Genomic DNA, 16,291 nt, shown 5'->3' with positions numbered 1-16,291 from the left:
CTGGAGGCACCGGCTGCGGGGGAACTTGACCTGACCCCTGTCCGGGTACCGGAGGACGACCGTTATCGCTAATGCTCATGAGCTATCCTTCCGACTTCGGGCGTCGCCCGATCCAACAGTTCTTTCTGCATTCACTGTACCCACACATATAAAAAACCTTGCCCTCCTGAGCGCCAAACACGCTAGTAGAACAAGGCTTTTAGTTTCCTGAAAAAGACTATTCCTTACCGACGGGAATGCCGCCGAGAAGAGCCTGCGCCTAGAGCTTGAACAGGTAGCCGACGCCGCGGACTGTCACGATATGAGAGGCGACCTGTGGGCCCACCTTCGAGCGGACTCGACGGATGTGGACGTCGACGGTACGCGTGCCGCCACAGTACTCGAAGCCCCACACGCGATGGAGCAGGGTCTCGCGCGAGTACGCGCGCGAGGGGTGCGTCGCAAGGAACGAGAGGAGCGAGTACTCCATAAGCGTAAGGTCGACGGGAACGTCATCGATGTAGACCTGATAGGTCGCAAGGTTAATCGTCATGTTGTCGACGGAAACGATGTCGGAGGGGGCGCTCTCCTCGCCCGGCCACAGCAGCAGCGCGCAGCGAACCTCGAACTCGAGCTCGCCTGCCGTCGAGAGGATGAAGTCGCTCCTCCCCTGCGCCGGAAGGTGAAGGTTGTTGAGCTTGCTCTCGTCCTGGATGACGAGGGTAGGGATGAAGCCGTTCTCGCTCACGTAGGCGTCGACGGCGTTCAGCGCCTCCTGGTCCAGGCCGCCGGAATCGATGATCACAAGGTCGAACTCGTGGCCGGAGTCAATCGCCTGAGAGAACGTCTCGGGAGTGGTCGGTAGAATCGACACGTCGAGGGCATGCTTGAGTTCGCGCATGCGCTCAATAAAGCGAGACGTCCGTGCCAGAAGCAGGATGTTCTTGTGATGCATCCGATGACCCCCTGAGTCGAATTGCCACTCTATGAGAAATCGAGAAACGCCCTAGAACGCTTCTCGGTAAGACTAGCATAACGATTTCTGTAACATGCCCGAAACGTTTTGCACGGTCGCAAATCAGGCGTTAATGTTTTGCCGTCTTTTTTGAATTTAGATTAGCGCTTTATTGCAACAATTCAGGTTCAAAGGCAAGAGTGGACATATCTGTTAACGAATGCTACCCAAGAACTCCTTTGTTCTCTCCTGCTGCGGGTGGTCGAAGACCTCGTCGGGCAGGCCCTGTTCAACAACGACGCCGCCTTCCATGAACACGACGCGGTCGGCGACGTCGCGCGCAAAGCCCATCTCGTGCGTGACGACGATCATCGTCATGTCGCCGTTGAGGGCAAGATCACGCATGACGGCAAGGACATCGCGCACGAGCTCGGGGTCGAGCGCGGAGGTCGGCTCGTCGAAGAGCAGGACCTTGGGGTGCATCGCGACGGCACGCGCGATGGCGACGCGCTGCTGCTGGCCACCGGAGAGCTGGGGCGGCTTGAAGTCCGCTCGGTCGGCCATGCCGACGGCCTCAAGCTGCTTCATGGCCTCGACGCGAGCCTCCTCCTTGGACTTCTTGAGCACCTTCACCTGGCCGACCATGACGTTCTCGAGCGCAGTCATGTGTGGGAAAAGGTTGAAGCCCTGGAACACCATGCCCAGGTTCTTGCGCAGCTCGTTGACGTTGGTCTTGCTCGCGCCGGTGATCTCCTCGTCGTCGATGAGGATGTGGCCGGCCGTGGGCGTCTCGAGCAGGTTGATGCAGCGCAGCATCGTGGACTTTCCCGAGCCCGAGGGACCCAGGACGACGACGATCTCGCCGTTCCACACGTTCAGGTTGACGTCCCTGAGGACGGGGGTGTCGGTAAAGGTCTTGTTGAGGTGCTCGATGCGCACGACGGGGTGCTCGCCCGGCACGAAGTGGTGCTTCGAGCGACTGACGTCCTGGTCGTAGGCGATCTTTGCGGCCTCGGCGGCATCCATGGCAGGCGGGACGTCAAACGCCGGGGCGTGATTCTTCTTGGAACGCATGGCTTATGCCTCCTTGCTGGAATGGGCGCGGAACGGAGCCGAGAGGGCACCTAGCACGCTTGCCGTGTCCTTCTCCTCCGCGTGATAGCCCATGGACGCGGGCTCGGGAGTCTGGGCCTTGGAGCTTGCGCCCGCAGACTTCGCACCGGCCTTGGGACGCGGGCCACCGCCGTTCTCGGCCGCAGCCATGCGACCCTCGACGACGCCGACGGCCTTGATCAGGGGGATGGTCACGATGAGGTAGTAGATGGCCGCCGCCATGTACGGGGTGATGTTGCCAGAGACCGTCGTGAGGTTCTTGGAGAACATCATGAGCTCCATGACGCCGACGGAGGACAGCAGCGAGGTGTCCTTGTACGAGGTAATGAAGTCGCTTGTGACGGTCGGGATGACGCGACGGACCATCTGGGGAAGGATGACCGTGAACATGGTCTGCGCACGGTTCATGCCCAGAGACGCCGCGGCCTCGTACTGCCCGTTCGGGATGGACTGGATGCCCGCACGGAAGATCTCGGCCTGGTAGGCGGACGAGTTGATCGCGATGACAATGACGCCCAGGACGTTGTTGTCGATGTTGATGCCCATCATCGGCAGACCGAAGAACATGATGTAGATCTGCAGGAACAGAGGCGTTCCGCGCAGGACGTTGATGTAGATGGCGGCGATGACGCGGGCGATCCTGAAGTTGGAGATCTTCATGATCGCGAACAGAAGACCGAGCGCGATGGCGAACGGGTAGGCAATGACGACCAGCAGCAGGCAGAGCAGCCAGCCGTTGAACAGCGACACGAACGAGGTCACCAGGAGCTGGGGCTTGAAGAACATGTTGAGGAACGGAACGGAGTTCCACGCCTCGACCCAGGTCTGGCCATCGAGGTAGTTGACGATTGCCTGAACGGGGGTGTTCGCGATGATCGAGATCGAGGGAGAGTCGTCGAGGGCGCCCTGTGTGCCGGCACCCGTGACGTAGCTACCCGACACGACGAAGTCGCCGCCCTCTGCGGGGAACTGCATGTCGGTGATCTCGAGGCGCAGCAGCGAGCCGGAGGGCACGGGGGTCTTGAACTTGATGGTGACGCTCGAGCCGTCAGTAGACGTCTCGCTGTCAACGTTTATACGGTTCAGGCCGTCGAGGACAGTCACGCGGGTGGTGGAGCCGTCAAAGGTGGAGCCCTCGGGCAGCGAGAGCGTGACGGAGGAGACGCCGTCGTCTACGTTGACGGTTCCCTCCCAGGTGAGCCTGGTGTTCATGCCACCAATGACGCCGTCTCCACCGGACTCGTTGGGACGCGCAGTCGCCTTGTTGACGTCGATGCTGCCGGCGTTGCCGGAGGCCGTCGTAGCCTGGGTCGCGGTCGCGGCGGCATCGGAGCCCTCAGACTCGTAGTCCTCGCCGAACCACTTGGTCTCGAGCTGGGAGAGCGTGCCGTCCTCGCGGCACTCCTGAAGGGCCTTGTTGAGCGCCTTGGTCAGTCCGGGGTTGTCCTTGCTCACGACAAGGCCGTACTGCTCGCCCGTGGGAATCTCCATGGCGACGGAGAGGCCGGTGTAAGCGCTCTTCACCTCGTACTGCATGACGGGAAGATCGGCAACCGCGGCCTTGTAAAGACCGGTCTGCACGCCCGTGAGCGCCTGAATGGGGTCGTCCAGGGAGACCACCGTGGCGCTCGGAAGGTTCTCCTTGACCCAGGACTCCCCCGTCGTGCCCGCCTGGACCGCAACCTGAGTTGAGGGGGTGTTGAGCGAGGACACGTCAGACGAGACCGCTTGCGAGATGTCGGCAGAGGTCACGAGTCCCTGGTTGGAGTCGATGTAGGCGTCCGTGAAGTCGATGGACTGTAGGCGCTCCTCGGTAATGGTGAAGTTAGAGGCACCGACGTCGGCCTTTCCACCCTGCTGGATCGTGGGGACGATGGAGTCGAACTTGAGCGGCGAGAGATACTCGACCTCGAGGCCCATCTTGCTCGCAAGGGCATTCATGAGGTCGACCTCGAAGCCAGTGGGCATGTCGCCGTCCATGTAGTCGAACGGCGGGTTGGCCAGGTCGGACACCACGGTCAACTTGCCCGGCGTGACGGTGCTGTAGCTCTCGTCAGACGAAGGCGTCCCACTGGTGTCGCCGCCCGGCTGGGCGCACCCCGCGACAACCAGGGTCATGACGAGTGCAAGGCTCACCGCAAACGCGGCCCTCGCGGCCCGTCCAATCGACTTTGCGTTCATAAACTCACTCCTCAGCGGTCGTGCGTTCGAGCAACGAAAACATCTGTGTACTTTACTATTAATAACGGCACCCCACTTTAGTAATATTTCGTGCATAAGCGATTCATCATCCTCATATTGGATTATTTTCGTAACCTATTTGATACTAATCATCCGTAAGATGTGAGTGAATCTATTCCAGTGTCATATGGGGATATATGCAATGAGCAACACGCGTGTAACAGCCTTCGAACGCGCATGCTAACACTCAAAAAAGTTATGCCGTACCTTTCTTACATGCAGAAATTCGTTTTGTGAAAAAACTGCCCGCCTTGGAACGCTCCAAGGCGGGCAGCAGACTTTGTGCATGTAATGACGCTTTCGAAGCAGTGGAACTACATGCCTACGTAGTACTTGCGGCACTCCCAATCGGTGACGACGGAGCAGTACTCGTCCCACTCCCTGCGCTTCTCGGCGATGAGGTAGTCACAGATGTGGTCACCGAGGACCTCGCGCGCGAAGTCGCTCGCCTCGAAGGCCTCGATGGACTCGCCCAGCGTGCGGGGAAGGCGCATCATGCCGAGCTTCTCGCGCTCGGCCGCGGAGAGCATGTTGGGATCCTGCTCGACCTCGGGCGGAAGGACGAGCCCCTCCTCGATGCCGCGGACGCCGGCGGCAAGGGAGAGCGCAAGCGTGAGGTAGGGGTTGGCAGTCGGGTCCGGGTTGCGGAGCTCGATGCGTGTGGACTGGTGCTTGCCCGGCTTGTGCGTGGGGATGCGGACGAGCGCAGAGCGGTTCTTGCGGCCCCAGGTGGTGTAGATGGGGACCTCGCCGTTGTCGACCAGGCGCTTGTAGGAGTTGACCGTAGGGTTGGTGACGAGCATGGTCTCAGGAGCGTACTTGAGAATGCCGGCGACGTAGTGCTGCGCGAGCTCAGAGAGGTGAGCGGGGTGCTGGGTCTTCGGGGCCCAGAAGAGGTTCGTGCCTTCGCGGTCGAACAGCGACTGGTACAGGAACATGCCAGAGCCCGAGACGTCGGTCAGCGGCTTGGGCATGAACGAAGCGAACATGCCGTTCTCGAATGCCTTCTGGCGAATGACAAGGCGCGCCGTCATGATGTTGTCGGCGCAGCTCTTCGCCTCGGTGAAGCGCAGCTCGATTGCGTTCTGAGAGGGCGCGTTGGAGTGGTAGGAGTACTCGACGGGAATGGACATCTTCTCGAGCATGAGCGTGGTCTCGCGACGAAGGTCTGTGGCCGCGTCGCTCGAGGTGAGGTCGAAGTAGCCGGCCCTGTCCAGCGGGACGGGGTTGATGTTGTCGCCAAAGTAGAAGTACTCCATCTTGGGGCCGACGTTCATGACGTAGCCCTTGCCCTCGGCCATGCGGAAGACGCGCTCGAGGCAGGAACGGGGATCACCCTCAAACGGCTCGCGCGAGGGGGTCTTTATGTCGCAGAAGATGCGGGCAACGCCCTTCTCGGCGGGACGCCACGGGAGAATCTGGAACGTGGTGGGGTCGGGGAAGGCCAGCATGTCCGACTCTTCCTGGGGAACGAATCCCTCGACCGAAGAACCGTCGAATCCAATGCCCTCCTCGAAGGCCTCCTCGAGGTCCTCGGAAGAAATAGAGAAGGACTTGAGCTCACCCAGAACGTCGGTAAACCACAGACGAATAAAGCGGATTCCGCGCTTCTCTACCGTCCTAAGAACAAAATCGATGTTCCTATCGCTCATGTGCAAACTACCTCCACCGCCTTGCAAGCGCGGACACCTCCGAACCTGCGCCAACGTATCGTTATACGACAATCTCACACGGACGTTTCGCGCCTGTTACCCAAAGCCCAAAAGCACAAAGTAAAAGGCGGACGGCAGCCGAGCGAGAAGACCAAGCAAATCCAGCAAAAACCAACATCCAAGGAGTGGTTTCGGCCGGGCTCGAACAAACGCATAGATTTTAGTACAGCAGCTTGGGGCGCGCGAACACCTCACGGAAACGTCGGCTACTTGCCGTCGTGCGAGTCCGGGCGACCCGACAGCGCCGCGTCGGCGCGTGCCACCATGTCAGCGGCAGCCTTGCAGCTGCCCCTTCCGGTCTTTCTGGCCGTGCAGGACGCGCCGGAGGCACAGTCGGAACAGCCTCCCGCCTCTCCCTTGAGCAGGCGTCGGACGCACAGCGCGACGATGGCAGCAACCGCCAGAATGATGACGACGTCCACAGGACTCATGACAACTCCTATCGAAGGGCCCCGTCCTCTTAACGGGGACGTAGTTAGCTATGGCTTACTATAACCTGCCGGAACGAGAGCGCCTCCCCGCAACGGAGACAGGCGCTTCTCCCCAACACAAGAACACATCAAAGGGCCGAGCACCCCTCGTAGGAACAGAAGAAGACCCCATCGGTGAGGAAGGGGCACCGATGGGGTCGAGGGCCCACGTGTAAGCGGGGAGAGGGTCCGCTCTGCGAGGGCAGGAGTAAACGCATTCGAACGCGCCCGCGAATCGTCAACCATGCAAAAACGCCCGCTTCGCGCTCGACGCTTATTAAAGTAATCCTTTTCTTACTTTTTGTAAACCGTGGTTAACTATTTCTTCTGAAATGGCTATATTCCCTATTGAGAGACACCATGGAAAGGAGATTCAATGGCAGACAAGACCATGAAGCTCGTACTCGTCCGACACGGCGAATCAGAGTGGAACCTGAAGAACCTCTTCACCGGCTGGACCGACGTCGACCTCACGGACACGGGCCGCGCCGAGGCCACCGCCGGCGGAAGGGCGCTCAAAGAGCAGGGATACGACTTCGACGTGTGCTACACCTCGATGCTCAAGCGCGCCATCCACACGCTCGACATCATTCTTGACCAGATGGATCGCGCATGGCTTCCGGTCCACAAGTCGTGGTGCCTGAACGAGCGACACTACGGCGCGCTCCAGGGGCTGAACAAGGCGGACGCTGCCGCAGAGCACGGCGAGGACCAGGTGCTCATCTGGAGGCGCTCCTTTGACGTGAGGCCTCCCGCGCTCGAGCCCGGCGACGAGCGCGACCCGCACGTGCAGGAGCAGTTCCGCGACGTCAACCCCGACAACCTTCCCCTGGCCGAGTGCCTGGCCGACACCATCGACCGCGCCTGGCCCTACTTCCAGCACACCATCGCCCCGCAGCTCGAGCGCGGCCGTCGCGTGCTGATCGCGGCGCACGGCAACAGCCTCCGTGCGCTGGTGATGAAGATCGAGGGCCTCTCCCCCGACGAGATCTTGAAGGTCAACATCCCCACGGGCGTGCCCCTGAGCTACACCTTCGACAAGGACTGGAACATCCTCGACAAGCACTACATCGGAGACCCCGACACCATCAAGAGAAAGATCGACGCAGTCGCCAATCAGGGCAAGGCCAAGTAGGGAGGGTCAGCCTCGACCAAGCCAGAGCCCCCGGGCGCGCCAGTGCGCCCGGGGGCTCTTTGCCGACAGTGCGTCGCGATACCAAAGCCTCGGCACGAAGGGCGCCGGCCGGCGATGACGCGACCAACGTGGGGAGAAGGGCCTACTCGGCGAGCTTGGCGCCCATTGCCCTGAGCGCCTCGAGGGCCTCGTCGTCGGGGTCGAGGTTGGCGATGATGTCGCCGACGACGTTGACGCCCGCATCCTCGGCCGCGGCCTTCCACGTCTCCATCCACTCGCCCGTGCCCCAGTCATAGGAGCCGAACAGCGCGACGGGCTTGTCACCAAAGGCACCCACGCAGGCCTCCCAGACCTCCTCGAAGTCCGAATCGAGCTCCTCAGCGCCCATGGCAGGGCAGCCGAACGCGAAGGCGTCGTAGTCATCCACCATGTCCGCCGAGAAGGACGAGACCTCTACCGCCTGGGTGCCCGCCGCCTCCGCGAGGGCGTTGGCCATCGCCTCCGTGTTGCCCGATTGAGACCAGTACACAACCGCTACCTTGCTCATAATTACCTCCTCATTCACTATTGATCCCCCGGTCCGGACCGAGGGTACCATCGGCACCTCCATGCGACGCCCGAGGCGCGACTACGCGCTCTCCAGAAGCGCGCCCAGCGTCGCACCCGCACGGTACCTGCCCCTGCACTCACGCTCGATGCGGGAGAGCGCCTCGAATCGCCTGCGCGACTTCGCGACGTCGCCGTACGAAATCCAGGCGCCCCTGCAGGTGGCCTTGCCCCCGCTGATGAACCCCCTCACGTCCTCCAGGGGATATCCGAACAGAAGCCCCATCTCATGCGGAAAGCCCTGCTCCGAGCTCGCGGGAAAGCCGTGGGCAGCCGCCTTCGAGCACGTGCACGCGTCCTTCTCCCTTGTCTGATAGAAGGCAAGCAGGCGCAGCCTCATAGAGCGCACGAGCCCCTCCGCACCATCGACGCAGTAGCCCGAACGCGCAAGAAACGCGCGGTTTCGCGGATCGGAGAGGACGTCTTCGACCAGCCGCGGGCGATACGCCATCGTCATCACGCGGGAGCGCGAGAAGTGCAGGGGCTCGATCTCGAGGCCGTGGTCCCTGAGGGCAGCGCGATAGACCTCGAACAGCTCGCCGAGCTTTGCCTCGAGGACGCTTTCCGGCCACATCTCGCGCGCGTCGCGGACGCACCACGAGTAGAGGGCGACGGGCTTTGCCCCACAGATGACCGCCGAGGCGCGGCGGACCAGGGTTTCGGCAAACTCGCGGCAGAGCTCGCTTTCGGCCTCGTCGCAACCCTCAAGCACGCCGAACGTGCGACGCACCTCCAAGGCATCGTTTCCGCTCACGCATCCTCCCTTTCGGACTCCGCTCCCACGTATGAAAAAGGCGCCGCCAGCTAGTGAGAGGGGGAGCTGGCAGCGCCTCGAGACCTGTCATTTCGCAGGGAGAGGGTCCACGAAACTCAGGTTGGGGCAAGCAATCGATGGCCTGCCTGCGTCACGAGGAGCAGACTTTGTTAGCCACGACTAACTTCAAGTAACAGAGTACACCATATCTAACTTTATGCAAGCGAGTTTTAGAACTTTCTCCCCCTGCGGGAGAGAAAGGCCCCCGACGCGAGCGTCGGGGGCCAGGTGCTACTCCTTGACCTTCATGGCCTCGACCAGCGAGACCCTCTTAATCTTGATGACGTGGATCGCCGCGACGACCAGGTAGGTCAGCATGACGATACCCACGACCTCAAGCAGAAGGCTCGGAGGGGCCCAGATGGCGAGGTTTCCAGCATACTGGGACATGGTCACCTTCATGATTCGGCCGACCGTGAGCAGAACAACGGGGATAGAGAGCATCGCCGAGGCCGCAACGGTGACCGTAATGGGGCGCACGTAGAGGCTCGCTATCTCCCCGTAGCGGTATCCGAACGCCTTCATGTAGGAGATGTAGCGTGCCGAGCGGTCGATTACCGTCTTGGTAAGCAGATAGATCAAGGTGATGGTGATGGGGATCGCCGCCCACAGCATCATCGAGAGGGAATCACCCAGCGAGTCGCTCGTCTGGCTCGCAACGGCAGACACCTGCTCCGGCGTAACCTCGCTCACGACGTAGCGCTCGTTAAGGTCGAGTGGCTTGTCCGAAACGTACCCGCAGAACCAATCCGGGTCGGTGCCGAACACCTCGGCGTAAGTCGACCTGCTCATGTAGACGTTCATGTCCGCTTCGTTCCCGACGACGTCGTCGGGCGCAAGCAGGTAGGTGTCGCCGGTGAACTTGTCAGTAAACGTGCACTGCCTTCCGGCCTCGATACCGCACTTCTGGGCCAAGCCGGCTCCAACGGCAATCTTTCCGCCAGAGACGTCGACCTTCCAGTACTTGGAGTGCGGCTCTACGCCGTAGACCGTAACCTCCTCGCTCTCGTCCGACTCAAGGCGCGGCACCGTGAGGCTCGTCGCACAGAACTTTTCGGCGTCGTCTATGGTCTCGTGCGAGTTGACCTTGGTGTTAAGGGGATGCCCCGCCACGACGCGCGGGTCGTTTGTGATGGCGCTCGCGCTGACAAGAAGGTCGCGCAGCTCCTGGGGCGCAAGCTCGCTCTGCGGGTCCTTGCAGTCCATCAGGCGGTCAGCGGACTCGGCCGATGCGGCCTCTTCGCCCGTGACGTCTATCTCGAGCGGGGCCTTGAGCGTGTACGTGTGCTCTGCAGGAGAGATCTGCTGCATCTGGTCGACGTAGTGGTCAATCATGGGCATGAAGCACAGCCCGAACATGAGCAGCAGGCTCGAGAGGGCTATGCCGACGAACAAGATGGCAAAGTGCGAGGCGTTACGCAAGATGACGCGTGTGCGGAAACGGGTCGTAAATCCCCAGCGCTCAGGAAGCACGATCGAAGACCTGAACGACTTGGACGCAATCTCCTGACGGAGGAACGCCAGGGGCGTGTGATTCAGCTTGCGCAGCGCCCCCAACAAGGTGATGAGCACCAGAAGGACAAGGGGGAGCACCGTCGTCCAAACGAAGACCCACGGCTGGAAGACCACCTGAAACGGCGGCACGCTGTAGGAGCGGCAGTACAGGAACGCCACCTTTCTCATCACGACGGTGTAACCGAGAACATTGCCCACCACGGCACCGAGGATGCCGACGACCAGCGGGGCGGCAAGGTAGTGCCGCATGATCTCGCCCTTGCGGTAACCCGAAGCAAGGAGCGTGCCTATCACGGTGCTCTCCTGCTCAATCGCAGCGTCAGTAAGGACGACGAACACGAAAGCGGAAATGAGGACGAGAAGGAAGGACATGGTCACATAGGCACCCTGATCTCCCTGGATGTCATCATCGGCGTAGGTGGCAGCCTTGTTGCTATCCCAATCGACAAGGTCCTCGACGGTCGCACCGTGCTCGGAGAGCGCCTTCGCCACGTCCTTCTCGTAGCTGGTCCTGTCAACCAGGCTCATGTCCCGGTCGTTCAGGATGACGCTGTAGCGATAGTTGACACTGGGCGCAAGCCGGTCGAACGCCCCCTGGGTCACCTGCGCGACCGTGAACGTGTGCGTATTGTAGGCGAGGTCGCTGTTCTTGACCATGAGGGCCTCGTAGTCAGAGAGCACCATGATTCCGGTGACGCTAAGCTCCTGACCAGCAACCGTGATCTTGTCTCCGACCGAGATGCCGTGCGAGTTGGCGAAGCACTTGTCGAGCGCTATCTGGTCGTCCTTCTGGGGTGCCGAGCCCTCGAAGTAGATCGCCTTGTTGACCTCGTCGCGGTTGACGAACAGTCGCGCGGAGCTGTCCGCCTCGACGCCCGAGCCCTCAATGCTCACGTCGGACCAATAGTCCTTGTAGACGCTGCAGCCGTCCCCCACCTCGCGGACGGCGTCAAGGGCGTCGTCCGGGGCCTCGAACTGCGTCGTAAACGAGAAGTTCTCGACGCTTGCATGCGAGCGGGCATCGGCGACGTTCGCCTGGATGGACCGCGCCGCGACCAGGGAGCCCGAGACCACAGAGATGGCCATGGTCAGCAGAACGAACAGGCCGAGGTACTTGCCGATGTTGTGCCTCAGTTCGCGAGGCAGGCGCTTGTAGAGTGGTGACATGGCGGCACCTACCATTCGATCTCGAACGCGGGGATGACGCTGTCGTTCATTTCGTCCTCGACCAGGACGCCATCGCGGAGCCGCAGGATGTGGTTGGACATGTGCTTGATGGCGTCGTTGTGGGTAACGATGACCATGGTGCAGCCGTAGCGCTTGTTGACCCGCTCCATGAGGGCGAGGATCTCCTTGGAGGTCTTGTAGTCGAGCGCGCCCGTAGGCTCGTCGCACAGGAGCAGGCCGGGGTTCTTGACCAGGGCACGACCGATGGAGCAACGCTGCTGCTGGCCTCCGGAGACCTGGTTGGGGAACTTCTTTCGCTGCTCCCAGAGGCCCAGAGAGTTGAGGAGGTCGTCAACGGGCAGCGGGTCCTTCGCCAAGTGTCTGCACACCTCGATGTTCTCGCGAATCGTCAGGTCGGGAACGAGGTTGTAGAACTGGAAGATGAAACCGAGCTCGCGACGGCGATACTCGACCAAATCACGACCCGAGAGCGTGGTTATGTCCTGGCCGTTGACGACGATGGAGCCGCCGTCGACGGTCTCGAGGCCGCCCACCAGGTTGAGGAAGGTCGACTTTCCCGAACCCGAGGGGCCAAACAACACGCAGACTTCCCCCTTCGAGATGCTCGCGTCGATTCCCTTGAGGACCTGAGTCCGAATGTCTCCGCTCCCGTAGCTCTTGGTCAAGCCCGAGATCTCAAGATAAGGATTTGCGGTCATGCGCCACCAACTTTCCTACATTAGTTAGATTTGGTTAACTGTTGAGATAGTACACCTTGTCTAACAGTTTTTCGCCAAACGATGCCATTGTTTTCTCGAGCGTTTTCCTCAGCCCGTTTCAAGGCGGAAAGGGCGGGCCGCCCGCAGGCAGCCCGCCCGAAAGAAGAACCGATTTGAGGCTAACGAGCACGTGGCGCGTTCCCGCCTAGATGCTCCACCCAGCAGAGAGCGTCTGCAGCTCCGTCATGTGACGGAAGAGGCCGCTGCCTTGCTGCAGCAGGTCGGACGGCCTGCCTTCCTCGGCGACGCGGCCGTCCTCGAGGACGACGACCTTGTCGGCGTTCTCGATGGTCCTCATGCGGTGCGCGATGACCAGCACGGTCTTGCCTACCAGCAGGCGAGACAGGGCCTCCTGGACCTGCGTCTCGCTCTCGACGTCCAGCGAGGCCGTGGCCTCGTCCATAAGCAGGATCGGAGCGTCCTTGAGCAGAGCGCGCGCGATGGAGATGCGCTGGCGCTCGCCGCCCGAGAGTCTGCTGCCGTTCTCGCCGATCATCGTGTCGTAGCCCTGGGGCAGGTCTCGCACGAACTCGTCGCAGTTGGCCGCCTTTGCCGCCGCGAGGACCTCCTCGTCCGTGGCGTCCCTGCGACCCAGGCGGATGTTGCCCATGACCGTGTCGTCGAACAGGATGACGTCCTGGAACACCATTGCGTAGTCGCCCAGGAGCACCTCGGGGTCGACGGTCGAGACGTCAACGCCTCCGACGCGCACGCTGCCCGAATCGGCGTCCCACAGGCGAGCCGCCAGGCGGGAGCATGTGGTCTTGCCAGAGCCAGACGGCCCCACGAGGGCCGTGACCTCGCCCTCGCGCGCAACGAAGCTCGCGCCCCTGAGGACGGGGGCGCCATCGTACGAGAACCCGACGTTGTCGAAGACGATGTCGTGGCCCTTGGGCGAGAAGGACTCGGCCCCACCGGCCGTGGGCTCGTCGTAGATCGCCTGGAGGCGCTTGGCCGAGACCTCGGAGAAGAACACCTCGGCGATGAGCGCCAGGGACTGGTCGAAGGGTGAGTAGATGCGCGAGACGCAGAGCAGGAACGCGAAGAAGACCATGAAGTCGATCTGTCCGGCGACGATGAGGTTCGCGCCAACCATGATCGTGGTCGCGATGCCCAGACGCATGATGACCGACGCCGCGTTGATGACGATGCCGTTGCCCAGCTCGACCATCGTCTGGCTAGCCTCCGCCTTGTCCATGGCGGCAAACAAACCGGAAAGGTAGCGCTCCTCCTGGTTGATGGCGCGAATCTCCCTCACGTTGTCGAGCGTCTCCTGAACGTCTTCGGAGACCCCAAGGGCTGCAGCCTTGGCCTCCGCCTGGCTCTTGACCGTCATCTTGCGCGAGCCAAAGAGCAGCGCGAACGCGACGGGCACGCTCCAGAGTGCCGCAATCGCCAGGCGCCAGTCGTACGTCAGCAGGACCACGGCGACGACGGCCGTGAAGATGTACGAGCCGTACAGGTAGCCCAAGACGTGGGACCATACGTGCTCGAGCGTCTTGACGTCGCTCATGATGGTCTCGGAGAGGTCCGCAAGGTCACGCCCCATAAAGAACGGGAGCGGCAACTTGCGCATGCGCTCGGCCAATCCCTTCCTGAGCGTGCCCACCTCCTCGTAGACCGTTCCGTACGTATTCTGGTACTGCATGCGGTGCACCAGAAACGAAAGGGCGAAGTAAGCGAGCAGCCCCAGGACGTACGGCAGCACGCCGGGCAGTTCCGCCCCGGTCGTCATGGCGTCCATCAGCTGCTTCACAAACAGGAACAGGAAGCCGATGCCAGCAAAGGACGTGAGGTTGGCGGCGACGGTCCAGTACGCGCCGAGCCTTGCGTTTCTCACGCCCTGGTCGGTAAGGGCGAACTTCCTCTTGAACTTCTCGCCAAACACTAGGCCACCTCCCTGGTGATCTTCCACGCAACGGCCGTCTGGTAGTCAGCCCACATATGAGCGTAGAGGCCATTGCCTGCCACGAGCTCGCCATGCGTGCCCGACTCGGCAACCCTGCCGTGGTCGAGCACCACGATTTTGTCGGCGTTGACAACGGTGGTCAGTCGATGGGCAATCATGATTACCGTGCGACCCTTTGTGAGGCGCTTGAGGGCCGCCTGGATGAGGGCCTCGTTCTCGGGGTCGGCAAAGGCCGTGGCCTCGTCGAGGACCACAATGGGCGCGTCCTTGAGGATCGCGCGGGCCAGGGAGACGCGCTGACGCTCTCCCCCCGAAAGATACGTTCCCTTAGTGCCGATCACGGTGTCCATGCCGTTTGGAAGCTTCGCCAGGATGTCGTCGCACTGCGCCGCAGAGAGCGCGGCGAGGACCTCCTCGCACGAGGCGTTGGGGCGCGCGGCGCGCACGTTCTCCAGAATCGAGGTCTTGAACAGGCGGTTGTCCTGGAAGACGAAGGCGACCCTGTCCATCAGCACGTGCGGGTCGACGTCGCGCACATCCACGCCGCCGACGAGGACGGAGCCCTTGTCGACGTCCCAGAAGCGCGGGATGAGGCTTGCCGCCGTGGACTTGCCGCCGCCGGAGGGACCGACCAGCGCGATGGTGGAGCCGGCCTCGGCCACGAAGGAGACGTCGTCGAGGGCGGGCTTGGCTGCGCCCTCGTAGGTGAAGCTCACGCCGCGGAACTCGACGCGGTTGCCCTCGGGGACCTTGGGGTTGGCAGACCTGACGATCTGCGGGGCCTGCACGACCTCCTCGATGCGCCTCAGCGCGTCGTCAGCCTGCATCATGCCACCCGCGGCAAACATGACGCGAGAGAGCGCGGTCGAGATGATGGCCGAGAAGATCGCGTAGAACGCAAAGTCGCTCACGAACTGGGCGAAGTTGCCCGACGCAAGGGCGGACGGGGCAAGAAGAGCGGTGACGGGCAGCAGGAACACGAACGCCGCCTCGATGAAGCTCAGGTTGATGCTTTGGGGCACCTCGCACACGTCAGACTGGTAGCGGTTCGCATACATGCTGTAGTTGTCGATCGACTTCTTGAGCGCCGCGATCGAGTAGACCGTCTGCTGGAACACCTTCACGACGGGGATGCCACGCACGTACTCGGTCGTCGCCTTGCTGATGTCGTCCAGAGCGCTCTGGTAGCTCTCGAGCAGACTCTTCTTCGAGGGCCCCATCATGGTCGTCAGGCAGGCGAACGACGCGAAGACGACCACGATGCAGGAGGCGCCCATGCGCCAGTCAAACACGAACAGCAGGACGACGGTCGAGACGAGCATCACCACGCTACCCGAAAGGTCTGCCATGTTGTGGGCAAAGAGCTGCTCGATCTCCCCGCTCGTCTTGTCGATGCGACGACGCAGCAGACCCGTTGCGTGCGTGTCGAAGAAGCCCAGCGGGGCATTCATCAGGCGCTTGACGCACTCCTTGCGCACGTTGGTCTGAATGCGGAACGCCGCGAGGTGCGTGCACATCAGGCCGACGAAGTAGACGACGATCCCCGCCACCGAGAACCAGAACGCCAGCCAGCCATACGTGACGACGCCGGTTGCCCGTTCCCACTCCGGCGCGACGGCAATAAGGTCTCGAACCACGAGCCAGATGGTGACGTAGGGCACCATCGACAGCAGCATGGCGAGACCGGTCAGAAAGCAGCCCAGGAACGTGAGCGCCCTCCTCTTGCCGGCGAAGTCGAGAATGCGCGCAAACGCATTTCTCTCTTTCTTTGTTTCAGTCATACCTCAACTCCCAGTCATAGTTGCCATTACTGTTAGGTAAGGTTAACTTTATTTGTAGAACAGTTAGATTAATCGAACTCAATCCAAACAAATGGCTAAAAGGCAATACGAAAGG

Annotated in this window: 12 protein-coding genes; 1 reads left to right on the top strand and 11 read right to left on the bottom strand. The window is 61.6% G+C overall.

What is annotated here, in order from left to right:
* Positions 1–259 precede the first annotated feature (259 nt).
* The 5 genes from B5D13_RS00765 to B5D13_RS00745 all read right to left on the bottom strand — a co-directional run bounded on the left by B5D13_RS00765 (position 260) and on the right by B5D13_RS00745 (position 6,431).
* Positions 260–934, bottom strand: a complete 675-nt coding sequence (locus B5D13_RS00765) for a winged helix-turn-helix domain-containing protein (RefSeq protein WP_078686388.1) — start codon at positions 932–934, stop codon at positions 260–262.
* Between the two features lie 213 nt (positions 935–1,147).
* A complete protein-coding gene (locus B5D13_RS00760; RefSeq protein WP_078686387.1) occupies positions 1,148–2,008 on the bottom strand; it encodes an amino acid ABC transporter ATP-binding protein in 861 nt (286 codons plus the stop codon).
* Positions 2,009–2,011: 3 nt separating this feature from the next.
* Positions 2,012–4,228, bottom strand: a complete 2,217-nt coding sequence (locus tag B5D13_RS00755; RefSeq protein ID WP_078686386.1) for an ABC transporter permease subunit — start codon at positions 4,226–4,228, stop codon at positions 2,012–2,014.
* Positions 4,229–4,602: 374 nt separating this feature from the next.
* Entirely contained in the window at positions 4,603–5,940 is a 1,338-nt protein-coding gene (locus B5D13_RS00750) for a glutamine synthetase family protein (protein ID WP_078686385.1), read from the bottom strand.
* Between the two features lie 266 nt (positions 5,941–6,206).
* Positions 6,207–6,431, bottom strand: a complete 225-nt coding sequence (locus B5D13_RS00745) for a hypothetical protein (RefSeq protein WP_078686384.1) — start codon at positions 6,429–6,431, stop codon at positions 6,207–6,209.
* A gap of 415 nt (positions 6,432–6,846) precedes the next feature.
* Here B5D13_RS00745 and gpmA point away from each other — a divergent pair, with 415 nt between their 5' ends.
* Entirely contained in the window at positions 6,847–7,605 is a 759-nt protein-coding gene (gpmA, locus tag B5D13_RS00740; protein ID WP_078686383.1) for a 2,3-diphosphoglycerate-dependent phosphoglycerate mutase, read from the top strand.
* Between the two features lie 142 nt (positions 7,606–7,747).
* On the opposite strand, the gene B5D13_RS00735 is transcribed toward gpmA, so the two are convergent.
* The 6 genes from B5D13_RS00735 to B5D13_RS00710 form a co-directional block, all read right to left on the bottom strand.
* A complete protein-coding gene (locus B5D13_RS00735; RefSeq protein ID WP_078686382.1) occupies positions 7,748–8,152 on the bottom strand; it encodes a flavodoxin domain-containing protein in 405 nt (134 codons plus the stop codon).
* 81 nt (positions 8,153–8,233) lie between these two features.
* Complete coding sequence (locus B5D13_RS00730) at positions 8,234–8,965, bottom strand: DUF3793 family protein (RefSeq protein ID WP_159443953.1); 732 nt, start codon at positions 8,963–8,965, stop codon at positions 8,234–8,236.
* A gap of 291 nt (positions 8,966–9,256) precedes the next feature.
* Positions 9,257–11,707: an ABC transporter permease gene (locus B5D13_RS00725; RefSeq protein ID WP_078686721.1), complete on the bottom strand. Its 2,451-nt coding sequence runs from the start codon at positions 11,705–11,707 to the stop codon at positions 9,257–9,259.
* 8 nt (positions 11,708–11,715) lie between these two features.
* Positions 11,716–12,426 carry an ABC transporter ATP-binding protein gene (locus B5D13_RS00720; RefSeq protein WP_078686380.1) on the bottom strand — a complete coding sequence of 237 codons (711 nt, stop codon included), beginning with the start codon at positions 12,424–12,426 and terminating at the stop codon, positions 11,716–11,718.
* A 205-nt stretch (positions 12,427–12,631) separates the two neighbouring features.
* Positions 12,632–14,374: an ABC transporter ATP-binding protein gene (locus tag B5D13_RS00715; protein ID WP_078686379.1), complete on the bottom strand. Its 1,743-nt coding sequence runs from the start codon at positions 14,372–14,374 to the stop codon at positions 12,632–12,634.
* Complete coding sequence (locus B5D13_RS00710; RefSeq protein WP_078686378.1) at positions 14,374–16,176, bottom strand: ABC transporter ATP-binding protein; 1,803 nt, start codon at positions 16,174–16,176, stop codon at positions 14,374–14,376. The genes B5D13_RS00715 and B5D13_RS00710 overlap by 1 nt, the downstream gene beginning before the upstream one ends.
* Positions 16,177–16,291 lie beyond the last annotated feature (115 nt).

The organism is Olsenella sp. KH1P3 (assembly GCF_900167315.1).
In the GTDB taxonomy this organism is placed as follows: Bacteria; Actinomycetota; Coriobacteriia; order Coriobacteriales; family Atopobiaceae; genus Olsenella_J; species Olsenella_J umbonata_A.
This window is presented reverse-complemented; position numbering and strand designations above follow the sequence as displayed.

Excerpts from the sequence above, each read along its gene's own strand:
- B5D13_RS00765 (WP_078686388.1), bottom strand. The coding sequence starts at position 934 with ATGCATCACAAGAACATCCTGCTTCTGGCACGGACGTCTCGCTTTATT.
- B5D13_RS00760 (WP_078686387.1), bottom strand. The coding sequence starts at position 2,008 with ATGCGTTCCAAGAAGAATCACGCCCCGGCGTTTGACGTCCCGCCTGCC.
- B5D13_RS00755 (WP_078686386.1), bottom strand. The coding sequence starts at position 4,228 with ATGAACGCAAAGTCGATTGGACGGGCCGCGAGGGCCGCGTTTGCGGTG.
- B5D13_RS00750 (WP_078686385.1), bottom strand. The coding sequence starts at position 5,940 with ATGAGCGATAGGAACATCGATTTTGTTCTTAGGACGGTAGAGAAGCGC.
- B5D13_RS00745 (WP_078686384.1), bottom strand. The coding sequence starts at position 6,431 with ATGAGTCCTGTGGACGTCGTCATCATTCTGGCGGTTGCTGCCATCGTC.
- gpmA (WP_078686383.1), top strand. The coding sequence starts at position 6,847 with ATGGCAGACAAGACCATGAAGCTCGTACTCGTCCGACACGGCGAATCA.
- B5D13_RS00735 (WP_078686382.1), bottom strand. The coding sequence starts at position 8,152 with ATGAGCAAGGTAGCGGTTGTGTACTGGTCTCAATCGGGCAACACGGAG.
- B5D13_RS00725 (WP_078686721.1), bottom strand. The coding sequence starts at position 11,707 with ATGTCACCACTCTACAAGCGCCTGCCTCGCGAACTGAGGCACAACATC.
- B5D13_RS00720 (WP_078686380.1), bottom strand. The coding sequence starts at position 12,426 with ATGACCGCAAATCCTTATCTTGAGATCTCGGGCTTGACCAAGAGCTAC.
- B5D13_RS00710 (WP_078686378.1), bottom strand. The coding sequence starts at position 16,176 with ATGACTGAAACAAAGAAAGAGAGAAATGCGTTTGCGCGCATTCTCGAC.